The sequence below is a fragment of the Corynebacterium tuberculostearicum genome (assembly GCF_022347385.1).
GTDB classification, from domain to species: Bacteria; Actinomycetota; Actinomycetes; order Mycobacteriales; family Mycobacteriaceae; genus Corynebacterium; species Corynebacterium tuberculostearicum_M.
Genome location: NZ_JAKRDT010000019.1, coordinates 21496 through 43818, shown reverse-complemented (window position 1 = coordinate 43818; position 22323 = coordinate 21496). Strand labels below are relative to the sequence as shown.

22 protein-coding genes and 4 tRNA genes are annotated in these 22323 nt (G+C 61.5%); 10 read left to right on the top strand and 16 right to left on the bottom strand.

The window, feature by feature from the left end; all coding sequences use genetic code 11:
• Positions 1 to 208: 208 nt before the first annotated feature.
• Together rplL and rplJ are read right to left on the bottom strand one after the other, a co-directional pair.
• On the bottom strand, positions 209 to 598 hold the full coding sequence (rplL, locus tag MHK00_RS10085; RefSeq protein ID WP_179387365.1) for a 50S ribosomal protein L7/L12: 390 nt from the start codon (positions 596 to 598) through the stop codon (positions 209 to 211).
• Positions 599 to 686: 88 nt separating this feature from the next.
• Complete coding sequence (gene rplJ, locus MHK00_RS10080; RefSeq protein ID WP_005322886.1) at positions 687 to 1208, bottom strand: 50S ribosomal protein L10; 522 nt, start codon at positions 1206 to 1208, stop codon at positions 687 to 689.
• A gap of 314 nt (positions 1209 to 1522) precedes the next feature.
• Here rplJ and MHK00_RS10075 point away from each other — a divergent pair, with 314 nt between their 5' ends.
• From MHK00_RS10075 to MHK00_RS10060, 4 genes are read left to right on the top strand one after another with little or no spacing between them, the layout of a single operon-like run.
• Entirely contained in the window at positions 1523 to 2827 is a 1305-nt protein-coding gene (locus tag MHK00_RS10075) for a cryptochrome/photolyase family protein (RefSeq protein ID WP_250411637.1), read from the top strand.
• A gap of 32 nt (positions 2828 to 2859) precedes the next feature.
• Entirely contained in the window at positions 2860 to 3876 is a 1017-nt protein-coding gene (locus MHK00_RS10070) for a pyridoxal-phosphate dependent enzyme (protein ID WP_250409852.1), read from the top strand.
• Positions 3873 to 5174: an FAD/NAD(P)-binding protein gene (locus MHK00_RS10065; protein ID WP_250411635.1), complete on the top strand. Its 1302-nt coding sequence runs from the start codon at positions 3873 to 3875 to the stop codon at positions 5172 to 5174. Before MHK00_RS10070 ends, MHK00_RS10065 begins: the two co-directional genes overlap by 4 nt.
• The gene (locus tag MHK00_RS10060) at positions 5171 to 6559 is read left to right on the top strand and encodes a type III PLP-dependent enzyme domain-containing protein (RefSeq protein ID WP_250411633.1); all 1389 of its coding nucleotides are present in this window, start codon (positions 5171 to 5173) and stop codon (positions 6557 to 6559) included. The genes MHK00_RS10065 and MHK00_RS10060 overlap by 4 nt, the downstream gene beginning before the upstream one ends.
• Positions 6560 to 6643: 84 nt before the next feature.
• Here the strand turns inward: MHK00_RS10060 and rplA are convergent, their stop codons facing one another.
• From rplA to MHK00_RS10025, 7 genes are all read right to left on the bottom strand, one after another.
• A complete protein-coding gene (gene rplA, locus MHK00_RS10055) occupies positions 6644 to 7348 on the bottom strand; it encodes a 50S ribosomal protein L1 (RefSeq protein ID WP_005322897.1) in 705 nt (234 codons plus the stop codon).
• A 68-nt stretch (positions 7349 to 7416) separates the two neighbouring features.
• Positions 7417 to 7860: a 50S ribosomal protein L11 gene (gene rplK / locus MHK00_RS10050; protein ID WP_005327961.1), complete on the bottom strand. Its 444-nt coding sequence runs from the start codon at positions 7858 to 7860 to the stop codon at positions 7417 to 7419.
• A gap of 172 nt (positions 7861 to 8032) precedes the next feature.
• Positions 8033 to 8953, bottom strand: coding sequence for a transcription termination/antitermination protein NusG (gene nusG / locus MHK00_RS10045; RefSeq protein WP_150850740.1), 921 nt, complete (start codon positions 8951 to 8953; stop codon positions 8033 to 8035).
• A 128-nt stretch (positions 8954 to 9081) separates the two neighbouring features.
• Positions 9082 to 9414, bottom strand: a complete 333-nt coding sequence (gene secE / locus MHK00_RS10040) for a preprotein translocase subunit SecE (RefSeq protein ID WP_005327956.1) — start codon at positions 9412 to 9414, stop codon at positions 9082 to 9084.
• 216 nt (positions 9415 to 9630) lie between these two features.
• Positions 9631 to 9703: transfer RNA gene (locus MHK00_RS10035), tRNA-Trp, on the bottom strand.
• A gap of 140 nt (positions 9704 to 9843) precedes the next feature.
• Positions 9844 to 9915 (bottom strand) — tRNA-Met (locus tag MHK00_RS10030).
• A 38-nt stretch (positions 9916 to 9953) separates the two neighbouring features.
• Positions 9954 to 10029: transfer RNA gene (locus MHK00_RS10025), tRNA-Thr, on the bottom strand.
• Between the two features lie 440 nt (positions 10030 to 10469).
• On the opposite strand from MHK00_RS10025, the gene deoD reads away from it, so the two are divergent.
• The 4 genes from deoD to MHK00_RS10005 are packed head-to-tail and all read left to right on the top strand — an operon-like array spanning position 10470 to position 14821.
• On the top strand, positions 10470 to 11195 hold the full coding sequence (deoD, locus tag MHK00_RS10020) for a purine-nucleoside phosphorylase (RefSeq protein WP_250411631.1): 726 nt from the start codon (positions 10470 to 10472) through the stop codon (positions 11193 to 11195).
• Positions 11196 to 11210: 15 nt separating this feature from the next.
• On the top strand, positions 11211 to 12578 hold the full coding sequence (locus MHK00_RS10015) for an MFS transporter (protein ID WP_250411629.1): 1368 nt from the start codon (positions 11211 to 11213) through the stop codon (positions 12576 to 12578).
• 11 nt (positions 12579 to 12589) lie between these two features.
• A complete protein-coding gene (deoC, locus tag MHK00_RS10010) occupies positions 12590 to 13237 on the top strand; it encodes a deoxyribose-phosphate aldolase (protein WP_250411627.1) in 648 nt (215 codons plus the stop codon).
• Positions 13238 to 13240: 3 nt separating this feature from the next.
• Complete coding sequence (locus tag MHK00_RS10005; protein WP_250411625.1) at positions 13241 to 14821, top strand: phospho-sugar mutase; 1581 nt, start codon at positions 13241 to 13243, stop codon at positions 14819 to 14821.
• Positions 14822 to 14947: 126 nt separating this feature from the next.
• Here the strand turns inward: MHK00_RS10005 and MHK00_RS10000 are convergent, their stop codons facing one another.
• A complete protein-coding gene (locus MHK00_RS10000) occupies positions 14948 to 15124 on the bottom strand; it encodes a hypothetical protein (protein WP_023020515.1) in 177 nt (58 codons plus the stop codon).
• 149 nt (positions 15125 to 15273) lie between these two features.
• Here MHK00_RS10000 and MHK00_RS09995 point away from each other — a divergent pair, with 149 nt between their 5' ends.
• Complete coding sequence (locus MHK00_RS09995; protein WP_250411623.1) at positions 15274 to 15561, top strand: hypothetical protein; 288 nt, start codon at positions 15274 to 15276, stop codon at positions 15559 to 15561.
• A gap of 64 nt (positions 15562 to 15625) precedes the next feature.
• On the opposite strand, the gene MHK00_RS09990 is transcribed toward MHK00_RS09995, so the two are convergent.
• Positions 15626 to 15707, bottom strand: a tRNA-Tyr gene (locus MHK00_RS09990).
• A 110-nt stretch (positions 15708 to 15817) separates the two neighbouring features.
• Positions 15818 to 16822 carry a polyprenyl synthetase family protein gene (locus MHK00_RS09985; RefSeq protein WP_250411622.1) on the bottom strand — a complete coding sequence of 335 codons (1005 nt, stop codon included), beginning with the start codon at positions 16820 to 16822 and terminating at the stop codon, positions 15818 to 15820.
• 98 nt (positions 16823 to 16920) lie between these two features.
• On the opposite strand from MHK00_RS09985, the gene MHK00_RS09980 reads away from it, so the two are divergent.
• Complete coding sequence (locus MHK00_RS09980) at positions 16921 to 18186, top strand: geranylgeranyl reductase family protein (protein WP_250411620.1); 1266 nt, start codon at positions 16921 to 16923, stop codon at positions 18184 to 18186.
• A gap of 33 nt (positions 18187 to 18219) precedes the next feature.
• Here MHK00_RS09980 and MHK00_RS09975 read toward each other — a convergent pair whose 3' ends face one another.
• From MHK00_RS09975 to menD, 4 genes are read right to left on the bottom strand one after another with little or no spacing between them, the layout of a single operon-like run.
• The gene (locus tag MHK00_RS09975; RefSeq protein WP_005322922.1) at positions 18220 to 18909 is read right to left on the bottom strand and encodes a demethylmenaquinone methyltransferase; all 690 of its coding nucleotides are present in this window, start codon (positions 18907 to 18909) and stop codon (positions 18220 to 18222) included.
• 11 nt (positions 18910 to 18920) lie between these two features.
• Positions 18921 to 20120 carry a glycosyltransferase family 4 protein gene (locus MHK00_RS09970; protein WP_034668267.1) on the bottom strand — a complete coding sequence of 400 codons (1200 nt, stop codon included), beginning with the start codon at positions 20118 to 20120 and terminating at the stop codon, positions 18921 to 18923.
• A 60-nt stretch (positions 20121 to 20180) separates the two neighbouring features.
• The gene (locus MHK00_RS09965) at positions 20181 to 20651 is read right to left on the bottom strand and encodes a DUF3592 domain-containing protein (protein ID WP_080971157.1); all 471 of its coding nucleotides are present in this window, start codon (positions 20649 to 20651) and stop codon (positions 20181 to 20183) included.
• Complete coding sequence (menD, locus tag MHK00_RS09960) at positions 20652 to 22274, bottom strand: 2-succinyl-5-enolpyruvyl-6-hydroxy-3-cyclohexene-1-carboxylic-acid synthase (protein WP_250411618.1); 1623 nt, start codon at positions 22272 to 22274, stop codon at positions 20652 to 20654.
• Positions 22275 to 22323 lie beyond the last annotated feature (49 nt).

The following is a 22323-nucleotide window of genomic DNA, read 5'->3' as shown; positions in this document are numbered from 1 at the left end:
CATGCAACTCAACCGCCGCCCCCGCAAAACCCTGGGCTTTCAAACACCAGCCGAGAAAATGGCCGCACTGATAAACTCAACCGAAACATAAGACGTGTTTCCACGACCACTAGAATCCGCCCCCGCGAGCATAAAACGAGGAAACCCCCAGCTCCCACCGCGCGCGGCGGTAAGAGTGGGGGGTTTGAAAGCGTAAAGCTCAGTGAAATTACTTGAGCTCGACGGAAGCGCCAGCCTCTTCCAGCTTAGCCTTAGCAGCCTCAGCGTCGTCCTTGGAAGCGCCCTCGAGGATAGCCTTAGGAGCACCCTCGACCATTTCCTTAGCTTCCTTCAGGCCCAGGCCGGAGACGATCTCGCGGACAGCCTTAATAACGCCAATCTTCTTAGCGCCAGCGTCGGTCAGAACGACGTCGAACTCGGTCTTCTCCTCAGCGGCAGCAGCGCCGCCCTCAGCCGGAGCGCCAGCTGCAACAGCAGCAACCGGAGCAGCAGCCTCAACGTCGAATACCTCTTCAAATTCCTTAACGAACTCGGACAGTTCGATGAGGGTCATTTCCTTGAAAGCTTCAATGAGCTCGTCCTTGGTGAGCTTAGCCATGATGGCAAGTCCTTTCTGTGTTGTGTGTGCGCTGCGCGTGATTTATGCCGCGCACACGGTGTTGTAATTGTGCGTCTTTTGTGACGACTTAAGCTTCTGCTTCCTTCTTGTCCTGCAGGGCTGCGACGGTGCGTACAGCCTTGGTTGCAGGAGCGTTGAAGAGAGCGGCTGCCTTCGCCATAGAACCCTTCATAGCGCCAGCCAGCTTTGCGAGGGTGGTCTCGCGGTTGTCCAGCTTGGCGATGGCCTCAACCTGGTCGGCAGACAGTGCGTTGCCGTCCATGTAGCCACCCTTGATGATGAGTGCCTTGTTGTCATCAGCGAACTTGGTGATGACCTTCGCAGCATCCACTGCCTCGCCCTTGATGAACGCAATTGCGGTCGGGCCAGTCAGCAAATCATCAAGACCTTCGATGCCAGCTTCCTTGGCAGCGATCTTGAAAAGGGTGTTCTTGGCGACGGAGTATTCAACGTCAAAGCCCAGATCGTTACGCAGCTCCTGCAGCTGGGATACGGTCAGGCCGCGGTACTCGGTCAATACAACAGAGTTAGCGCCAGCCAGCTTCTCCTTTAGCTCTGCCAGGTCTGCAGTGTTCTTTGGGTTTGCCATTGTCTCTCGCCTCCTTCCAAAACATCTCTTTTATTATTCCGCCGGGGCCTTCCTCGCTTCGGTTACCCGAAACAACAAAAGCCCCGTGCAAGAGCACAGGGCGCGCGACATAAGAGAATGCCGCGAATAATCGCAAAGTGTCTCCTGCGTGGGCCGCCTCCTAGGATGGAGAACCTTCGATCCAAATGGATGACCAACGGTCTTCGGTGAACTTTGACTCGGCCGTGAAGTGGCCGTTCAAACTTCGTGGAAAACACTACCTCCCCACCCGCGGTTTCTCCAAATCGCCGTTTCCGCCGCGTAGGATAGCCGCCATGACCTCCCTCATGTGGTTCCGCGATGACCTGCGCCTGCACGATAACCAGGCCCTTTCCCGCGCAGCCGAAGCTGCCTCGCTTGGCGACGCCCCCTTGGTCGCCGTCGTCCTCGACGAACCCGCCTATCCCGGCACCCGCCCGCTCGGCGGCGCCACCACGTGGTGGCGCGAGCGTTCCCTCTATGCCCTCGCCCGCGACCTTGCCGACTACGGCGTAGAACTCATTCGCGCCGCCGGCGATGCCCGCGCGGAAATCCCCCGCCTCGCCACCGAGCTGGGCGCCACCACCGTCACGTGGACCCGCCGCTACCATGGACCACTGCGCGAGGTCGATGCCACCGTCAAAGAAACCCTAACCTCCCAGGGCATCACCGCGACGTCCTCGCCCGGCTTCACCTTGGTGGAGCCCTGGGAGGTCACCAATGGCCAGGGCCAGCCCTATAAGGTTTTTACTCCTTTCTCCAAGGCCGCCGCCTCCCAGGTGGCGGGAGATGAACCGGAGGGGGTGCCGGAGATGGGGGCGTCGGCAAGCAGTGCATCTGCCTGGCCCCAGCCCACCGAACCGGCATGGGCGGCATCGCTGGCCGAGCACTGGACGCCCGGCGAGGCCGGCGCGCGCGAGCGACTAGCCCAGCTGGACCTAGCCAACTATGCCGAGGAGCGCGATATCCCCGCGCTCAATGCCACCTCCCTACTCTCGCCCCACCTGCGCTTTGGCGAAGTCTCCCCGCGCGAGGTGTGGTTCGCCGCGGCCGAGGAGCCAGAGGCCGCCAAGTTCCACTCCGAGCTGCTGTGGCGCGACTTTGCCTGGCACCGCCTCTACTACCTGCCCAATCTCGCGACCGAAAACGTGCGGGAGAAATTCGACCGCTTCGACTGGTCCTGGGATGACCCGCGGCTCAAGGACTGGCAGGCAGGTACTACTGGCATTCCGCTTGTCGACGCCGGAATGCGCGAACTATGGGCCACCGGCTATATGCACAATCGCGTGCGCATGGTGGTGGGCTCCTTCCTCACCAAGAACCTAGGCATCCACTGGCGCCTGGGCGAAGAATGGTTCTGGGACACCTTGGTGGACGCCGATGCCGCCTCCAACCCGTTTAATTGGCAGTGGGTGGCCGGCTGCGGCGATGACGCCGCGCCCTTCTTCCGCATCTTCAACCCCGAAACGCAAGCCAAGCGCTTCGACCCCGACGGCGAGTACGTGCGCCGCTGGGCACCCGCACTGTCCGCCCCGCCTATCGTGGACCTGCAGGAATCGCGCCAGGCCGCGCTCGATGCCTATGCGGAGATCAAAGACTAAGCCTGCAGAAAAAGTGGACGTAAAGGTCTACCATGGGGCCAATGATGAGCCCCAGGATTCATTCTCAAGCGCACCCGCCCATTGGCAATACCCCACTCATGCGAGTAGAGGCGATTAGTCCCCGGCCGGATGTCCACCTCTATCTCAAACTCGAACAATTCAACCTTGGCGGTTCTGCGAAAGACCGGACGGCGCGAGCGCTTATCCAGGCGGCCCTTGCAGCCGGCGATATCCGCCCAGGCTCGACGCTGGTGGAATCTTCCTCCGGCAACCTGGGCATGGCGCTAGCTCGCCAAGCCCCGCTCCAGGGGATGAAGTTCCATTGTGTGGTGGATCCGCGCGTCAACGCCTCCACGGTGGCTACCATGCGGGCCTATGGCGCACACGTGGAATTGCTTGACCATCCCGATCCAGAGACCGGCGATTGGCTCACCGCCCGCCGCACCCGCGTGGCCGAGCTTTTGGAAGAGATCCCCGATTCTTTCAACCTCAACCAGTATTCCAATGAAGCCGCCTTCCACGCCCACGCGGAGGGCACCATGGCGGAGATTCTGGACCAGCTCGGCCAAGCGCCCAGCCACCTGCTCGTGGCTATGAGCACCACCGGAACCCTTGGCGGCTGCGTACGCAAGCTCTCCGAGCTGGGCGCCGACACCCACACAATTGGCGTTGATGCGGAAGGCTCCGTGCTTTTTGGTGGTGAGCGCGGCACCCGCATGCTGCCTGGCTATGGTGCCGGAATCGTCACCGAGCTATCCACCAAATTCTCGCCTTCTTCCGTGCAGAGGGTTCCGGATCTCGATGCCATCGTTGCCGCCCGACAGCTCGCCCAAGCAGAGGGCCTGTTGCCCGGCGCTTCCGGCGGTGCCGTCATCGCCGCCTTCCAGCGCCTCGCGCCCTCCCTGCCGGCAGGGGCCGAAGTGGTTGCCGTGCTGCACGACGCCGGCCAGCCTTACCTGGACACCATTTATAACGATTCCTGGGTGTGCGAAAACTTCGACATTTCGCCTGCTGAACTCGCCGCGCGCATCGAAGGGTCGGCGCAGTGACCTCTTCTCGTCCTGCCCGCCGCATTGCCATCATTGGAGGTGGCCCGCGTGGCCTCTGGGCCGTAGAGGAGCTCCTCGAGCGCGCCCGCGTTCCACTCGATGTCACCGTCTTTGACCCCTACCCCGCCGGTGCGGGCGCCGTCTACCGTCCGCAGCAGCCGCTGCAGTGGCGTCTCAACGTCAACTGCGCCATCGTCACCACGGCCCACGATAGTTTCAACGCCTGGCGCACCCGCCGCGGCGAAGACACCACCGATGCCTTTCCACCGCGGGCTCAGGTGGGCCAATTCCTCACCGATACCTGGTCCGCAGCAGTGCGCCGCGCACCATCCCACGTTCGCATCCGGCACCTGCCGCACCGCGTGACCGAGGTGAGCGCCGACGGAGAAGGGTTCATGGTCGATGACGCCCCCTTTGACGAGGTTCTAGTCTGCACCGGCCACGACCATCTCCACGCCGGTTCCTTGGCCTATGAGGCCTCGTGCGTACCAGTCACCGGTCTCTACTTCGGTGCCGATCTCCCAAGCTCCGCACGGCGAATCGGCGTTCGCGGTGCCGCCCTAAGCTTCATCGATGTGTGCCTGCTGTATGGCGATACCGCCGAAACCATTTACCCGGTTAGCCGCAGCGGGCGCTTCATGGAGGTAAAGCCCTCCCCAGAGACACCGCTGCCGGAGGTATCACCGCGGTGGCGGCAGGCCTGCGCGCATATCGACAACGCTTCGGATCTGCGTGAGATCCTCATTGGGGCTGCAGGCGAATTCGGTGACTTCTCAACTGCGGAACTCGCCGCCGTTATCGACGGTCAGGATTTCACTGGCGATGCCGTCGCTGAGCTCGAGGCGTCCCTTCGTGCGGCCGAAGGTACCGGTCCGCTCACCCCGGCCGCGGCCGTGGGTTCGGCGTTTCGTGGGGTATTCCAAGACTGCGTCGATTGGCACAAGGCACATGGCCCCATGCCCGGCTTCCGTGAGCTTTCACGCACCCTTGAGCGCGTGGCTTTTGGTCCGCCACCGGTCACAGCCAGGCGTCTGGTCGAGCTAATCCACTCCGGTGTGGTCAATACCCACTACCTAGGCACGCCTGAGCAGATAGATTCCTGGCGGGAGAAGGGCGGCGTGGACCTGCTTATTGACGCCACCGTTGCTCCCCAAGCCACCCCCTCCCCCTTCCACGACGTTCCTGGCGTGGTGGAAATTGGCCGAATGAATGAGCTCTCTCTGCCCGGCCATGACTCCCTTAACCGTTCCGTGCACGATGACATCCCCCGCTGGGCGGAGAAAGTAGGAAACCCATGACCACCACCCCTGTAGAACCACTACCCGTCCACGGCACCGTCCCCTTGCGCGCCCGGTGGGAACGGTGGATGCGTGAGCTCGTCGAAAACCCGCAGCACGTCAGCGCATTAACCTCGCGCTACGGCTCTCCGGTGAACGTGTTGAATCCCGCGCCGCTGCGCCACAATGCCCAGGAGTTGCTCGATGCGGGCGCTGCCCACGGCGTGGACACTCAGGTGTTTTTCGCACGCAAGGCTAATAAGGCGCTGTGTTTTGTCGATGCTGCACGCGATGCCGGACTCGGGGTGGATGTAGCCAGCGAGAACGAGCTCCGCCAAGTGCTCGACCGCGGTGTCGCCCCAGAGCGCATCATCCTTAGCGCCGCTATCAAAACAGATGGCTTGCTCCGCCTCGCGGTGTCGCGGGGAGTCACTATCTCTTGTGATTCTCGCGCCGAATCCCACCGCATCACCGCCATCGCGCGAGATTTAGAAACCACCGCCCACGTGGCGCCACGCCTCGCTCCAGATCCGAGCTCCCTACCTCCCACCCGCTTTGGCGAGAGGCTGCCGGCATGGCGGCAAGCCGAGTGGCCACAGGAACTTCGTGTTGTGGGCGTCCACGTGCACCTGCATGGCTATAGCGAGGCCGACCGCCGAACCGCCCTTGCAGAGGCAATTGCCTTGGTAGAGCACCTACGCGCATTGGGCCAGCCCGCAGAATTCATCGATATCGGCGGCGGCGTGCCCATGAGCTACCTAGAATCCCGCGAGCAGTGGGAGAATTACCTCGAGCGTATCGCCTCCCAACGCGCTGGTACCGGTGAACCGTTCACGTGGAAATCGGATCCGCTCTCCAATACTTACCCTTTCTGGCAGGAACCGACGCGCGGTCAGTGGCTGGACCAGCTCCTCTCCGGTGATGTCCCCGGCTACGGCACCGCTGGCACGGAGCTGCGCGAGCGGGACATCGCCCTGCATCTAGAGCCCGGCCGCAGCCTCCTCGACGGCTGTGGAGTCATCCTTACCGAGGTGAGCTTCCTCAAAGAACGCTCTGATGGCCTGCCCCTTATCGGCGTGGCGATGAATCGCACCCAATGCCGGACCGCCGCAGATGACATCCTGCTCGACCCCCTCCTGGTACCCACGGCCGGCCCGGCAAAGGAAATCTCCCGCGAGCCACGCACCGGCTTTGTAGTCGGAGCCTACTGCATTGAAGACGAGGTTATCCTGCGCCGCGAACTGGACTTCCCGGATGGCATTGCTGTAGGAGATACCCTCGCCATTCCGAATACAGCCGGGTATTTTATGCACATCCTGGAGTCTGCTTCGCACCAAATTCCTTTGGCGCGCAACGTCTACTCCGACGGCGGGGAATGGGCGCTAGACGATATTGACGCCGTGTAGCTGCAGGCGGGCTAAGACATAGCAAAAGGGCTTCGAGGAGTTCCTCGAAGCCCTTTAACTTTGAACGCAGTGCGTTAGAACTGCTTACGCGGTGTAATCCTTGACCACGGAACCGTCAACCGGGATGCCCGGGCCGGAGGTGGTGGAGATGGTAGCGCGCTTGATGTAGATGCCCTTAGCGGAAGAAGGCTTCAGGCGCTGGATCTCGTCCATGAGTGCGCCGTAGTTCTCAGCCAGCTTCTCAGCATCGAAGGATGCCTTGCCGATGATGGCGTGCAGGTTAGCAGCCTTATCAACACGGAAGGAGATCTTGCCGCCCTTAACCTCAGAGATTGCCTTAGCAACGTCTGCGGTAACGGTGCCGGTCTTCGGGTTCGGCATCAGACCACGTGGGCCAAGGACGCGAGCAACGCGGCCAACCTTGGCCATCTGATCCGGGGTAGCGATAGCAACGTCGAAATCGATGTTGCCCTCGTTGATCTGCTCGATCAGTTCAGCGGTGCCAACGATGTCAGCGCCAGCTTCCTGAGCGGCGGTAGCCTTCTCGCCCTCAGCGAAGACAGCAACGCGAACGTCCTTACCGGTGCCGTTAGGCAGGGAAACGGTGCCGCGAACCAGCTGGTCAGCCTTGCGTGGGTCAACGCCCAGACGGAAGACGACGTCAACGGTGGCGTCGAAGTTCTTGGAGGAGGTCTCCTTGGCCAGCTTGGTAGCCTCGATCGGACGGTACAGGCGGGACTTATCTACCAGTTCCGCAGCGGCCTTATAAGCCTTAGACTTGGTGCTCATTTAACAATTCCTTTTCTGGATTGGTGTGGTGTTCGGCGGGCCGTAGCTGGCCCTACCACATAAAGTTTTTACTTCTCCGGTGCGCCATCAACGGTGATGCCCATGGAGCGGGCGGTACCGGCGATGATGCGAGCGCCGTTCTCGATGTCACGTGCGTTCAGGTCCGCAAACTTGGTCTCTGCGATTTCCTTGCACTGATCCCAAGACACAGAGCCGACCTTGTCGGTGTGTGGGACGCCGGAGCCCTTCTTGATGCCAGCGGCCTTCAGCAGCAGCTTAGCTGCCGGCGGGGTCTTCAGCTTGAAGTCGAAGGAACGGTCCTCGTAGACGGTGATCTCAACCGGAACCACGTTGCCACGCTGGTTCTCGGTAGCGGCGTTATAAGCCTTGCAGAACTCCATGATGTTGACGCCGTGGGCACCCAGTGCCGGGCCAACTGGCGGTGCCGGGTTAGCGGCGCCTGCCTCGATCTGCAGCTTGATGAAGCCGGATACCTTCTTCTTAGGAGCCATCGAATTACCTCTTTCCTGTGTTACCGGGATGTCCGCCACGATGAATAACGGGATCCCGTCCGGATGCTCACCTTCAGTGGGCCACCGGAGGATGAAACGTTTTCTTATACGCACGCCAAAGGCGCACGGCGTTCCAGTTTAGAACACCGTGCGCCCTGCACAAAATCACTTTTTAGGAGATGCGCTCGATCTCGGTCGGCGACAGCTCCACCGGGGTCTCGCGGCCAAAGATGGACACCAAGCCCTGCATCTTGCCGGTCTCTGGGTCAATCTCGGAAATGGTCGCAGATACGGCGGCCAGCGGGCCGGACAGGATAGTCACTGCCTCGCCCACCTCGAAATCGTGCGCGTACTTCTTGGCCTCTTCCTTCTCCGGCATAGCCACAACCTGCTCGCCCTCTGCCTCGTTCGGTGCAGCATCGCCCTTGGTGGACGGCGCCTCGTTGGGCATCAGGAACTTAGCCACGTCGCGAGTCTTGACCGGGGTGGCGTTACCCTCGTTGCCCACGAAGGAGGTCACGCCTGGGGTTTCGCGGATGACGGACCATGCGGCGTCGTTAAGCTCAGCGCGAACCAGGACGTAGCCCGGCAGCAGCTTGCGCTTCACAATCTTCTTCTTGCCGTCCTTGTTCTCCAGGACCTGCTCAATAGGTACAACGACCTCGAAGATGGAATCTTCTACCTCGAGGGTCTGGGCGCGCATGTCCAGGTTGGTCTTTACCTTGTTTTCGTAGCCGGAGTAGCACTGGATGATGTACCACTGGCCCGGCTGCTTCTTCAGTTCGCGGGTAAAGGCGCGCAGGCGCTTGCGGTAGGCGGCATCCTCGGACTCGTCTTCGCTGGCCTCAGGGGCTGCACCCTCGGCCTCTGCTTCGGTCGCTGCCGGTTCCGCTGCGTCGGCGGACTCGCCTGCAGCCTCGGTGGACTCAGCCGTTCCTTCAGCTTCCTCCGCTGCCGGAGCGGCTGGGGTAGCGTCTTCCTGTTGTGCTTCTTCCACGGAGCTAGCGTGCTCTGCCGCCTGCTCCTGCACGTTGGACTGCATTGCCTCTTCCAGGGAGGTGCCTACGGTTTCGACGTTGTTCTCGTCGCTCATAATTCTTACTCCAAAAAATTCCTCGGCGCGTTGCGTAGGACCAGCCTACCCGCCCGCGTATGGGCAAAAAGTATCCCGCCGTTCCTTTAAGCGGAAACAGCGGGATAAAAGATTATGCGCTTATCTTACTAATCTGAGAGAACCTGCTCAACTCCGAGACCTGCCAGGGTGTCAACGCCCCAGACCAAAATGGTCAGCACGATAAGGAACGCAAAGGTAATGAGGGTGTACTGCAGCATCTCCTTAGCGGTAGGCCACACCACCTTCTTCATCTCGGATACGACCTCGCCTGGGAAGGCGGCTACGCCACCACCTGGGGTGTCATCGTGGTTCTTATCCTCGACGCGGACGACGTGCTTATCGGCGTAGTCCGCGGAGGACGTGGTAGCCGCACCAGAGAGCTGACGCTTACCGGTCGGGCGCGATGCACCCGAATTCTTCGGCTGCTGCTCATCGCTCACAGCTAACCCTCCTTGGGAACTAAATCTAATAGGGCGCTTAACGCGCACCTCCATAACTTTGTCAACCCTAGCAAAGCTTGCACAGCATGAAAAGCTGACCACGGCATTTGCAAGGCGTGGCTTTGATAACAAGTGGGCAGGCCAAGCGCCGAGAGGAGGGAAAATAGGGCATGAAGAAACCCCGCCATCTAATGCCAGATGACGGGGTTCACTGTGCAGGGGCGACAGGACTCGAACCTGCAACCTACGGTTTTGGAGACCGTTGCGCTACCAATTGCGCCACGCCCCTATTCTTTTATCCCTTGATGCCTCAGCACCAAGCGTTGAAGACCTTACCAGAGCCATAGTTCCAATCCGAAACTAGGCACAGCCTGGACTGCCTTCAGCGCGGTAATAAAAAAGCGCCCTGCGGGCGCCTTTCTTTCCCGGTAGCGATGGCGAGAATTGAACTCGCGACACAGCGATTATGAGTCGCTTGCTCTACCACTGAGCTACACCGCCATATTCACCTTGGAGGAATTCCTTGCTCCAAACATGAATGGAGCCCCCTGACAGAATCGAACTGTCGACCTTTTCCTTACCATGGAAACGCTCTGCCGACTGAGCTAAGGGGGCACATCCTAGCGTTGAACACATCGCTATTTCGTTGTGCTCTCCGTTGCGGACTCCAATAATCTAACCTGCTTTCAACGTTTTACACAAATCGCCACGTCAGAGCGCAAAAATGCATAGCTCCTGTGACACCTTTTCGCGCCTTTTGAAAGCAGTTAGACAAACGGCATGGCAGCCCAGCCCTGCGGGCCGCTCGGCCACGCCTCCTACCGTGCCCCGGCAGCCGTGCGACGGCATGTGGATTGGGGGTGTGGGAAAAAGGGGGCGTCGGCAAGCGTGGCACTGCTCACCGCGGGCAGTGACCGCGGCACGGACGCTGGTGACTGAGTCCAGTGAGGCTTTCCGCAGTTGTTGAAAAGCTGCAAGCAAGGCCATTGATTCAGGGCCCTGAGGGTTTAAGCTTGGTCTGTAAAATCCCCCACCCGATACCGAGGAGCGCAGATATGTCCGCTACCGATATTGCCACCCCACACATCAATCCGCAGGGCGCGCCCATTGCGGAAACCATCCTCCTGCCCGGTGACCCGCTGCGCGCAAAGTTCATCGCCGAGAACTTCCTGGAAGATACCATCCAGTTCAATGGCGTGCGCAATATGCTGGGGTTTACCGGTACTTTTAACGGCAAGCCCATCTCCGTGATGGGCTCCGGCATGGGCATTCCCTCCATCGGCATCTACTCCTGGGAGCTCATCCACAACTACGACGTAAAGAAGCTCATCCGCGTCGGTTCCATTGGCGCCATGCAGGAAGACATTGAGCTACACGATGTCATCGTCGCATCGTCGGCCTCCACCGATTCCAACTTCTTGAGCCAGTACAACCTGCCGGGCAGCTACGCCCCCACCGCCTCGTGGAAGCTCCTCAAGGCTTTGGTGGATCAGGCCGAAAAGCAGCAGGCCCATATCCACGTGGGCAATATTTTGAGCTCGGATATCTTCTATAACTTTGACCAGAGCGTCAACGAGCGCTGGGCGCATATGGGCGTGCTCGGCGTAGAGATGGAATCCGCTGCGCTCTATGCCACCGCGGCCGAGGCCGGCGTCGATGCCCTGGGGCTTTTCACCGTCTCCGACAACTTGGTGCACGATACCCACCTCTCCGCGGAAGAGCGCCAGACCGCCTTCCGCACCATGATTGAACTCGCGCTTCCGCTCAACGCGCTCGACTAAAAGGATCCTCTCCCCGTGACTTCCACCCACCCCACCGCTTCCCCGCAGGACAAGCGGACAGGCTCCGCGATAAACCCCAAGGTTGCCGTACCTATCCTGCTCTTTGTCTTCGTCTTCTCGCTGGTCATTGATAACGGCTTCAAGACGATGACCATGCCGATCGCCGAGGCGCTCGATATCTCCGATACCACCGCCTCCCTGCAAGCTTCCCTCGCCGGCGTGATTATCGGCATCGGCGCCGTGGTCTACGCCGCGCTGGCGGATTCCATCTCCATCCGCAAGCTCATGCTCACCGGCGTTATTCTCATCGCCGTGGGCTCGCTTTTGGCTTTCGCCTTTTCCAGCTTCTGGCCCATGGTGCTTACCGGCCGCCTCATCCAGACCACGGGCCTTGCCGCTGCGGAGACGCTCTATGTCATTTACGTGACCAAGCACTTGAGCGAGGCCGATCAAAAGACCTACCTTGGCTTTTCCACCGCCGCCTTCCAAGCCGGGCTGCTCATCGGCGCGCTGACCTCCGGCTTTATTTCCACCTATGTCTCATGGACGGCGATGTTCCTCATCCCGCTCATCCTCATTCTGGCCATCCCGCCGATTATCAAGCTGGTGCCAGAAGATGAGGCTGTGGAGGGCCACCTCGACGCCTTAGGCCTGTTTTTCATCGCGGTCTTCGCCACCGGCCTGACCATGTTCATGCAGGAATTCAACTGGGCATGGCTCATCTTTGCCGCCCTTGGCGTCGTGGGTTTCGTCTTCCACATCGGTCACGCCAAGCACCCCGTGGTCACCCCGGAGTTCTTTACTAACGGCCGCTACGTGTGGACCATCCTCATGGTCTTCTTTGTCTACTCCACCCAGATGGGCTTTATCTTCCTGCTGCCATTTGCCGCACATGACCTGCACGGCATGAACATCGATAAGGCCTCCCTGCTGATGATCCCGGGCTATATTTGCGCCATCCTCATCGGTATTTTCTCCGGCAAGATCGGTGCCGTTTTGTCCTCTCGCGCCACCATCTACACCGCCTTCGCCCTGGTTGCTGGCGCGCTAGTGGCGGCCGCGCTCTTTATGCAGCTTCACGTCGCTGTACTCATCCTGGCCATCGTGGCCTTTGCCTCCGGCTTTGCGCTGATGTACGCCCCGCTGGTCAATACCGCACTGCGCAATATCACCGCCGCCAAGTCCGGCATCGCGATTGGCTTTTATAACCTGACCATCAATATCGCCATCCCACTGGGCATTGCCTATACGGCGAAGCTGCAGGACCTCACCAGCTATAACACCGTGCTGTGGATCCTCGCGGCCGTCGCCGCCATCGGTATTGCCCTGTACGTCGTCTCTGACCTCAAGATGGCCCGAACCGAATCCCACCAGACCCGCTAAGGAGAACAATTATGACTTCCCGCACCGACGTTGCTTCCATCATCGACCACACCCTGCTCAAGCCGGAGGCCACCCCGGAGCAGTTCCGCGCCTTGGTCAATGAGGCGGCCGAGCTGGGCACCTACTCCGTCTGCGTTTCCCCGTCCGCCCTGCCCATCGAGGTTCCAGAATCCATGCACATCGCCACCGTCGTGGGTTTTCCCTCCGGTGCCGTAAAGCCGGAGATTAAGGCCGCTGAGGCCGCCCGCGCGGTTGCTGATGGCGCCGAAGAGGTGGACATGGTCATCAATATCCCGCTGGCAATCGAGGGCCGCGCCGAGGATCTGCAGGCCGAAATCCAGGCCGTACGCGATGCCATCCCTGGCAAGGTGCTCAAGGTCATCATCGAGTCTGCCGCGCTTTCCGACGACGCCATTGTCCTCGCCTGCAAGGCCGCCGCAGCCGCCCAGGCGGACTTTGTCAAGACCTCCACTGGTTTCCATCCGGCCGGCGGCGCCTCCGTGCACGCCGTTAAGCTCATGCGCGAGACCGTAGGCGACAAGCTAGGAGTCAAGGCCTCTGGCGGCATCCGCACCGCCAAGGATGCCTTGGCCATGATTGAGGCCGGCGCAACCCGCCTGGGCCTATCTTCCTCCGCCCAGATCCTCGAGGAGCTCTAAGCCATGTCAAAGGCCGCCACCGTGGATTATGACTACGCCCGCACCTGGGCCGAGCACGACCCCGATCCGGACACCGCCCGCCAGGTGATGACCTGGATTGAAGAGAGCAATAACGACGAGCTCGCCGCCGCCTTCGCCGGTCCCCTCGCCTTCGGCACCGCAGGCCTGCGCGCCGCCGTGGGCGCGGGCGAGTCTCGCATGAATCGCGCCGTAGTCATCCGCACCACCTATGGGCTTATCTCCTGGCTCAAACAGCACGTCGACACCCCAGTGGTAGCCATTGGTTGCGATGCCCGCCACGGCTCCGCGCAGTTCCAGCGCGATGCTGCACAGGTTATCTCCGCGGCCGGTGGCAAGGCCTTGGTTCTGCCAGCGCAGAACCCTACTCCGCTCACCGCCTTCACGGTCCGCTCGCTCAAGGCGGATGCCGGCATTATGGTCACTGCCTCGCATAACCCGCCGGCCGATAATGGCTATAAGGTCTACCTAGGCGGCCGCATCGCCACCGGGCCGGCAGAGGGCGTACAGCTGGTTTCGCCCGCCGATGCAGAAATCGCCACCGCCATCGCCGCGGCACCCCATGCCGATGAAGTCCCGCTATCCACCGACAACATCGTGGACGTCGATACCCGCGCCGAGTACCTCGACCGCGCCGCGCAGCTCGTGGGCGCACATACCGATGTCACCATCGCGCTGACCGCCATGCACGGCGTCGGCGCCGCCTTGGGCGAAAAGCTGCTGACCCGCTGCGGGTTCCGCGTCTCGCTGGTTCCTGAACAGGCCCAACCGGATCCCGATTTCCCCACCGTTTCCTTCCCCAACCCGGAAGAGCCGGGTGCCCTCGACCTCGGCATCCGCCACGCTGAGGAGATCGGTGCCGATATTCTTATCGCTTATGACCCGGATGCGGATCGCTGCGCCGCCGCCGTGCCCACGTCCTCAGGCACGTGGCGCCAGCTCACCGGCGATGAAACCGGCGCCCTTTTGGGCGACTATCTTGCCCGCCAGGGTGCGACAGGCAACTTCGCCAACTCGCTCGTCTCCTCCCGCCTGCTCAGGCGCATCGCCGCCCACTATAGCCTCGGCCACAAAGAGACGCTCACCGGTTTCAAGTGGATCGCCCGCACCCCAGACCTCGCCTTTGGTTATGAGGAAGCCATTGGTTTCTGCCCGGACCCCACCGCTGTCCGCGATAAGGACGGCGTCGCTACCTCCGTAGTGCTCGCCAGCCTCGCAGCCGAATGCAAGGCCGCAGGAACCACCTTGCTAGAGCGCCTAGAAGGCATCTACGCCACCGTGGGCGCCCTCTACACCCAGCCGCTGACCTTCCGCGTCGATGACCTCAGCATCATCGCCCAAGCGATGGATAAGGTCGCATCTACCCCGCCCGCTGAACTGGCTGGCTCGCCCGTGGCGAAGGTAGAGAAATTCGCCCAAGGCTCCAAATTTTTCACCGACAACAATGACCGAGTCATCGTGCGCCCCTCCGGTACCGAGCCGAAGCTGAAGTGCTACCTCGAATCCCCCGACGCCGACCGCCTCGATGCCATTGCGGCCGACCTGCGCGCCTACTTCGGGATTTAAACCCCTCCCCGCTCCGCGCTCTCTAACTGGTCCTTCCGGGATTGCTTAGGGCCAATGAGGGTGCGGACTAGTGGGCTTGCTGCCGCCAGTCCCACGACAACGGGGCATCAAGGTTAGAAAGGCTATTTACGCTAGGGAGCGCTCCTCCAACTGGTGGGAAATCGCTGCGTTTATTTTCCGGTGCGCCCGATAACTGCGAGTCCGATTGCGCAGATGCGCTTGCTGCGCTGCCTGCGCTACTCGCTGGCTTTGAAAAAGGTGAATCTCGTTTACCCCGTCCAGCATCGTTCGGATCTTCTTCATATCCCATATCCTATCGCTAAACCCCATACCTTCATCTCTACAGTGATGTCCTGTGACTGATGGTATGGCTACCGAGCACGCCTGTTGGTACACAGCGCCTCAGAAAGGTGTAGTTTGCTGGTCCTGAAGACCAAGATGAGAGGAATTAGATGAGTACAGAACCCCACCATTCATCCTTAACAGTTTTGCTAAAGATTGCAGTTGGTATTTCATTATTGCTCTGCCTCGGCTATTTCATTGGCGGTTTGAATGCGGTATACGTGGCCAAGGCCCTGGCGGGATCGGATTCCACCTCATTGCCAGATATTTCTCGTAGGTTAGGAAATGGATTTTTCTACTTCAAGATCGCTGGGGTATTTCTAGCTGTATTCCTCGTCGGTGCCTATGCGGTGTTCTACAAGGCACAAAGATCCCGCAGACAGGAGCCCTGCCGGTAGCATACGCCTCACAGCTGCAGGTACGACGAAACCCCGCAAGCTTTTGCTTGCGGGGTTCATTCTGTGCCAGGTAGAAGATTCGAACTTCTGAAGGCAATGCCGGCGGATTTACAGTCCGCTCCCTTTGGCCGCTCGGGCAACCTGGCATGCACTGTGTGGTGCGAGTAAGTACTTTACTACGAACCACCCTCCCACCTACAAATCGCCAGCGTAGTAGGGGCGAATGGGGCGGGAATAAGGGGGCATCGCCAAGCAGCTAGCCCACGCGGCGCACCGTGTAATCCGCCAATTGACGCAAGGCCTGGCTCGCGGAGTTCTCCGGTAACACGGCAAGCTGCTCCTCCACCGTGCGCAGGTAGGCCTTGATGTCCTCCAGCGCCTTCTGACGGCCACCAGACTGGTGCAGGAGCTCGATGGCGCGGTCCACCTCGGCGTCGGAATGCAGCGGGCCAGTAAGCAGCTCACGCAGCTTGTCGCCCACTTCGCCCTCTTCTTCCAAGGCGTAAAGAACCGGCAAGGTAAATACGCCCTCGCGCAGGTCCGTTCCCGGGGTCTTGCCGGACTCCTTAGGGTCAGAGAAGATGTCGATGACATCGTCCACAATCTGGAAGATCATGCCGATGGCACCACCAATGCGGTGCAGGGCCGCGGCATGCTCGGCCGAGGCGCCGGAGTGGTAGGCGCCCAGGTAGCCAGCAGAGGCGATGAGCACCGCGGTCTTTTCGCGGATAACGGCCGTGTAGTGCTCCACGGCATTGGCCTCACCCGCCCCGATGGTCTCGCGCATCTGGCCGGTCACCAGCTCTTCAAAGGTATCGGCAAAGTGGCCCACCGTGTGGGTATCCAGCTCACTCATCAGGCGGGAAGCATGCGCCAGGAGCGCATCGCCGGCGAGGATGGCCACGGAATTATTCCACCGCGAATTGGCAGATTCCACGCCGCGGCGGCGGTCCGCCTCATCCATGACATCGTCATGATAAAGCGTGGCTACGTGCACCATCTCCACGACGGTGGCGGCCTTAACCACCTCTTCGCAGCCCGGACGCGGACCATACTCGGAGGCCAGCAGCGCCATCATGGGGCGAAAGCGCTTGCCACCGGCCTTAGACAGGTGGCTGACCTTGTCCTTTAAGAAGTCCTGGCCGCGGTCGATTTCACTGCGCAGCTTGTCTTCTACTGCTTCCATGCCCGCACCAATGCGCTCGTTGAGCTGCGGATCACCAAGATCCACGTGCGTGGCATGCGATTGACCGTGAGTCATTAAATAGTGTTCCTTGCAACTAAAAGCCAGAGATAATCGATTACCTACCGTAGTCCAATCCGCGCCCCTAAACACACTCGAGGGGTCGAACTCATGCAATGATAGTCCTCATGTCGGAGCAGATCGATTCCCCAACCTATGTCGAGGTCGCCATCATTGGCGCTGGACCTGCCGGAGCCGCCGCCGCGATTCATGCCGCACGTGCGGGCTTTGACACCCTCCTTATTGATTCCGCGACATTTCCCCGCGATAAAACCTGCGGCGACGGGCTCACACCGCGCGCGATGCATCAGCTCGATGAGCTAGGCCTTGCGGTCAACGCCTCCTACCGCAATCGCGGTCTGAAGTTACACGGCTATGGCGGCGATATTACCGCGCCGTGGCCGGAGACCTACCCCTCCCAGGTTGGTACGGCCCTGCCGCGTTATCGCTTTGATGCCCTGCTTGCCGACGCCGCCCGGGAAGCCGGCGCCACCCTCCTCACCGGCACCCCCGCCACCGATCCCGTGCTCGAGGGCAACCGCGTGACCTCCTTCCGCGTGGGAGAGGCCACCGTACATGCCAAGTGGGTCATCGTGGCCGATGGCGTGCGCTCTACCTTTGGTAAGAAGCTCGGCCGCACCTGGCACCGCGAGGAGGTCTATGGCATTGCCGCGCGCTCCTATGCGTCCTCCACCCATGCCACCGAGCCCTGGATGCACTCCCACGTCGAGCTCAAGGACGAAGAAGGCGAGGTGCAGCCCGGCTACGGTTGGATCTTCCCGCTCGGCCCCGAGCTTGGCCAGGTCAACATCGGCCTCGGCGCGCTGTCGACCGCGCAGCGCCCCGCCAAGATCAACACCAAGAAGCTGCTCGAGTTCTACGCCGCCCAACAGCGCCCCGAGTGGGGACTCGGGGAAATTGAGCACGTTACCTCTGCCTTACTGCCCATGGGCGGCGCGGTGTCTAACGTGGCCGGCGCCAATTGGATGATCATTGGTGATGCCGCGGCCTGCATCAATCCCCTCAACGGCGAGGGCATCGATTATGGCTTGGAGACCGCCGCGCTGGCGGTAGCCCTGCTCGGCCCGAAGGATTTCACCCTGGCCTGGCCGGCCGTCTTGCGCGAACACTACGGCGAGTCCTTCCTCTTGGCCCGCACGGCCGCGCGCTTGCTTACTTATCCGCAGTTCCTACCGCTGGCCGGTCCGCTGGCCCTGCGCGGGCCCATCGGCCGCATGCTCATGCCGGCCGCTGCGCGCCTGATGGGCAACCTCATTACTGACGATGACCGCGACCTCATCGCACGCACCTGGCGCGCCGCCGGCCGCACGGTCTCGTCCCTTCGCCGCGATACGCCACTCTGGGATTCGACCGCGGCTTAACCCCTGCTCCCCCAGGCACGGGCGGAGCAGCGCCTAGGCTGGCTTTACCGCCGAGTGCAGCGCCACGATGCCGAAGGTAAGGTTCTGCCAGCCGGCCTCGGCCCAGCCATTGCGATTGATAACCGCGGCAAGCTCCTCCTGCCCCGGCCACGCACGAATGGATTCCGCGAGGTAGATATATGCCTCCGGATTAGAAGAGACCAGGCGCGCTACCGGCGGGAGCAGGCGCATCAAGTATTCCTTGTACACGGTGCCAAAAATCGGTACCACCGGGGTGGAAAACTCCGCCACCGCAAGGCGCCCGCCCGGCTTGGTCACGCGCGCCATTTCGCGCAGGCCGAGCTCAAAGTCGTGGATATTGCGCAGGCCATAAGAAATGGTCACGGCATCAAAGGTGTTATCCGCAAACGGCAGCTTCATGCCATCGCCAGCCACCTTGGGCACGTCGCGCTCACGCCCGGCGGCCAGCATGCCACGGGAGAAATCACACGCCACGCACCACGCACCGGACTTGGAAAGTTCCACGGTGGACACGGCGGTACCCGCTGCAAGGTCCAGGACCTTCTCGCCCGGCTTCAGGTTCAAACGCTCGCGGGTGCGCTTGCGCCAGTGCGCGTCCTGCCCAAAGGACAGCACGGTATTGGTGAGGTCGTATTTCTCGCCCACGGCGTCAAACATGCGCGCCACATCGAAGGGCTTTTTATCCAGATCTGCCTTAGACACAAATGATCAGTCTAGGCTACGCGGGCGCCAAGGGCACGAGCCGCCCACCGCGGCAGCTCCGGACGCTGGCCCAAAATGGTCAGCGGCACCCGGCGAGTATCCTCCAGTACCTCTTCGTAATAGCCCACGAGCTGCTCGCACAGCGCCTTCCACGTCTTGGAGGAAATGGACTCGCGAGCATTGTCCCGCATCTCCTGGTGAATCTCCGGATTGAGCAGAGCGTCCACCGCATTGGGGAGGTCTTCCACAAAGGTCTTTACCTCCAGCAGCAAGCCGTTATAGCCCTCGTCGATGAGGTCTACCGGGCCACCGGCCCGCGGCCCGATGGTCGGTACGCCGGAAGCCTGCGCCTCCTGGATGGACTGGCAGAAGGTCTCGAACTCGCCGGCGTGGACAAAGACGTCCAAGGAAGCATAGGCGGCGGCGAGGTCTTCGCCAGAAAGGGCACCGGTAAAGACGGCGCCGGGAAGCTGCGCCTCCAACAGCGGCCGCTCCGGGCCATCGCCCACGATGACCAGTTGGATATCCTCGCGCCCGTTGAGCGCCGAGAGGCGGTGCACGCCCTTTTCCGCGGCGAGGCGCCCCACGAACCCCACCACATTCTTGGTGCCGCTCGGATCCCAGCTGCGGCGCAACTCCTCAGAGCGCTTGGACGGGTGGAAAAGTTCCGCGTTCACGCCACGACCCCAGTGGCGCACGTTCTTAATGTGGTGCTTTTCCAAGTCCCGGATGGTCAGTGAGGACGGCGCCAGCGTCATCTGGCAGGAGTTATGAATCGTGCGCAGCCACTCCCACACGCCATAGGCCAGCGCGGAGGCATGGTACTTGGTGGCAAAACCGGCAACATCGGTCTGATACAACGCCACGGCCGGCACGCGCTGCTGGCGGGCGGAGAAAGCGCCCGCCGCGCCGAGCACGAAGGGGCTGGCCAGGTGGATGATATCCGGCTTGAAGTCGCGCAAGGCCTCATCGACCGCCGTGGTAGGCACGCCCACCGGCAGCGAATCCACCAGCGGCACGCGCACGGTGGGCACGCGGTAGATGGGAAATCCTAGGTAGTCCGGAATCTCTTCTTGTCCCTCACGGGCGCCCGGCGCGATGACGATGGCCTCTTGGCCGGTCTCGTGCAGGTGCTCTAAAACGCGCAGCACGGAGTTGGTCACACCATTGACATTGGGGAGGAAGGATTCAGCCACGATCGCAACACGCATGCCACCATCATGGCCCATCTTCTTAAGTTTATGGTGAAGCCAGCGGAAAATCTTGGTTAATTATTTCTCCGCGCGGCGGGTAAAGAAGCTAATCAGCTTCCACAGCACGGCCGCGATGAGCGTGGCAACCACTCCTACCGAGAGCGCCGGGATGATGGCCAGCGTCCATTCGCGGCCTTCAACCTTGACCAGGTCTGGGTCGTCCTGGGCGTAGTGCACCCACACCTGCTGACCCTCACCTAGCCCACTGGGATAGAGCAGCCCGTGCTGTGGGGTGTGGTAAATCCCCTCACTGTCTTGGAAATCTACCGTGGTGCGCAGCATGCCCACATCCTTAACCGTGGCCAAAGCGCGCGCGGGGTGGCTGGCGATGGCGTGGTCATTCAGCGCCGGCCCGATGACCATGCCCACCACGCCCACCAGCGCAGCCAGATACAGCGCCAGTGTCAGCTGGTGCAGGCGGCGACGATAGACCGCGGGCGTATAGCGCGGCACCACGGCCGCGTGCGGCTTGTGCTGCGGCGGGGCCATTTACTGGCCTACCTTTGCGGTGAGCTTCTCATTGAGCGCCCGGCGCGTGGCACGGGTGGTCTTGGCCTCCACGACGGTAATCCCAGTCGAGTATTCCTTCAGCTCCGCCAACGTATCCAATAGCTCCTGCGGGGTGGTCACTTCACGGTAGTCTGCCTCATAGGCTTCTGCCAGCTTGCCGACGTCCACCCCATGCGGCGTTCCAAACGCCGGCTCGAAGGACTCGCGCAACGCATCGGCGCCTTGTTCCAGGGTCTCGAAGATGCCGCCACCATTGTCATTGGCCACCACGATGGTGAGGTTTTCCGGTCGCGCCTGGTCTTCCGGGATGAGCAGGCTATTAGCGTCATGCAAGAAGGTGACATCCCCCATGAGCGCCATAACTCGCGGGGCGCGCCAGTTGGTGGGATCCAGCGATTGCGTGGCCAAGGAAATGCCGATGGCTTGGGCGATGGTGCCGTCGATGCCGGCCGCCCCGCGCGGCGAGTAGGTATCCACGCCGTCGAAAGGCAGGCCCACCATGGAGGCATCGCGCACCGGGTTCGAAGCGCCGAGCACCAGGGTGTCATTGACGGAGAGCGTATCGCCCACCGCGGCCGCGACGTGGAGCCCAGTGAATCCCAGTTCCTCATCCTCGAGGGTCTCGCGCACCGCTTGTCCAGCCATATCGGTTGCGCCTTCGCAGATCTTCATCCACTCGCGGCTCGGCTCACCGGTGACCTTGACGGTGGTGCCAAGCCGGGCCTCGTCGCCGCGCTGGTTGGTGAAGTCCTTGGTGCGCGAGAGCACCACTAGCTCAATATCCGGATCATTCATCAGCGCTAACACCCCACGGTGCAGCGTCGGGTGCCCCACGACGATGACCTGCTCCACCTTGGTGTTGACCACATAATCATTCGCGGAGACCTGCGCCTTGCGGAAGATATGCGCCGCCGCTGGATGCACCGGATGATACGGACCCGGCGCGCTCGGCTCCGCAATGGTCGGTACATCTTGGAGGCCTTCTACCTCCCAGGCCTCGTCACCCGTAATGACTAGGGTGTTCTTGCTCAAATCCACGGCCACTTCCCCGTGGTCCACGAAGGCTGGTGCTGGCTCGCGCACGCCGTCGCCGGAGGTGTGGTCTGGCAGGGTGGCGTCGACAAGCGGGGCATCAAAGGCCACATTGATGTGTACCTGCAGGTCCTCGCGGAAGCGCTGGGCCATCGCCGCGATATCATCCGCGCCAGTGACCTGGGTGGTATCCGCATAGACGCCGAAGATGCCCTGCTGCTCGATGGTCTGCGACGCCCCCGTGCCCACCAGGCGCTCCGGCCGATCCGCGCTAATGATGGCCAGCGGCGTGTGGGAATAGTGTGCCTCCACCACGGCCGGCAAAGTATTGGCTACCGCAGTTCCCGAGGTCATCACCACGCCTACGTGGCGACGCTGCACCCGCGCCATGCCCAGGGCGGTAAACGCTCCCCCGCGTTCGTCCAGGCGGGTGTGTACGCGGATATCATCACGCACCAATAGCGCCAGCGACAGGGGCGCGTTGCGCGAACCAGGGCACAAGACGACATCCGTGAGGTGGCGCGCCAGTTGGGCGGCTACCTTCTCAGCCAACTGCATCGATTCATTCATGCCGCCCGATTTTACCTGCCCGCGCGCCATTTCCCTTACCGGGCAGGTG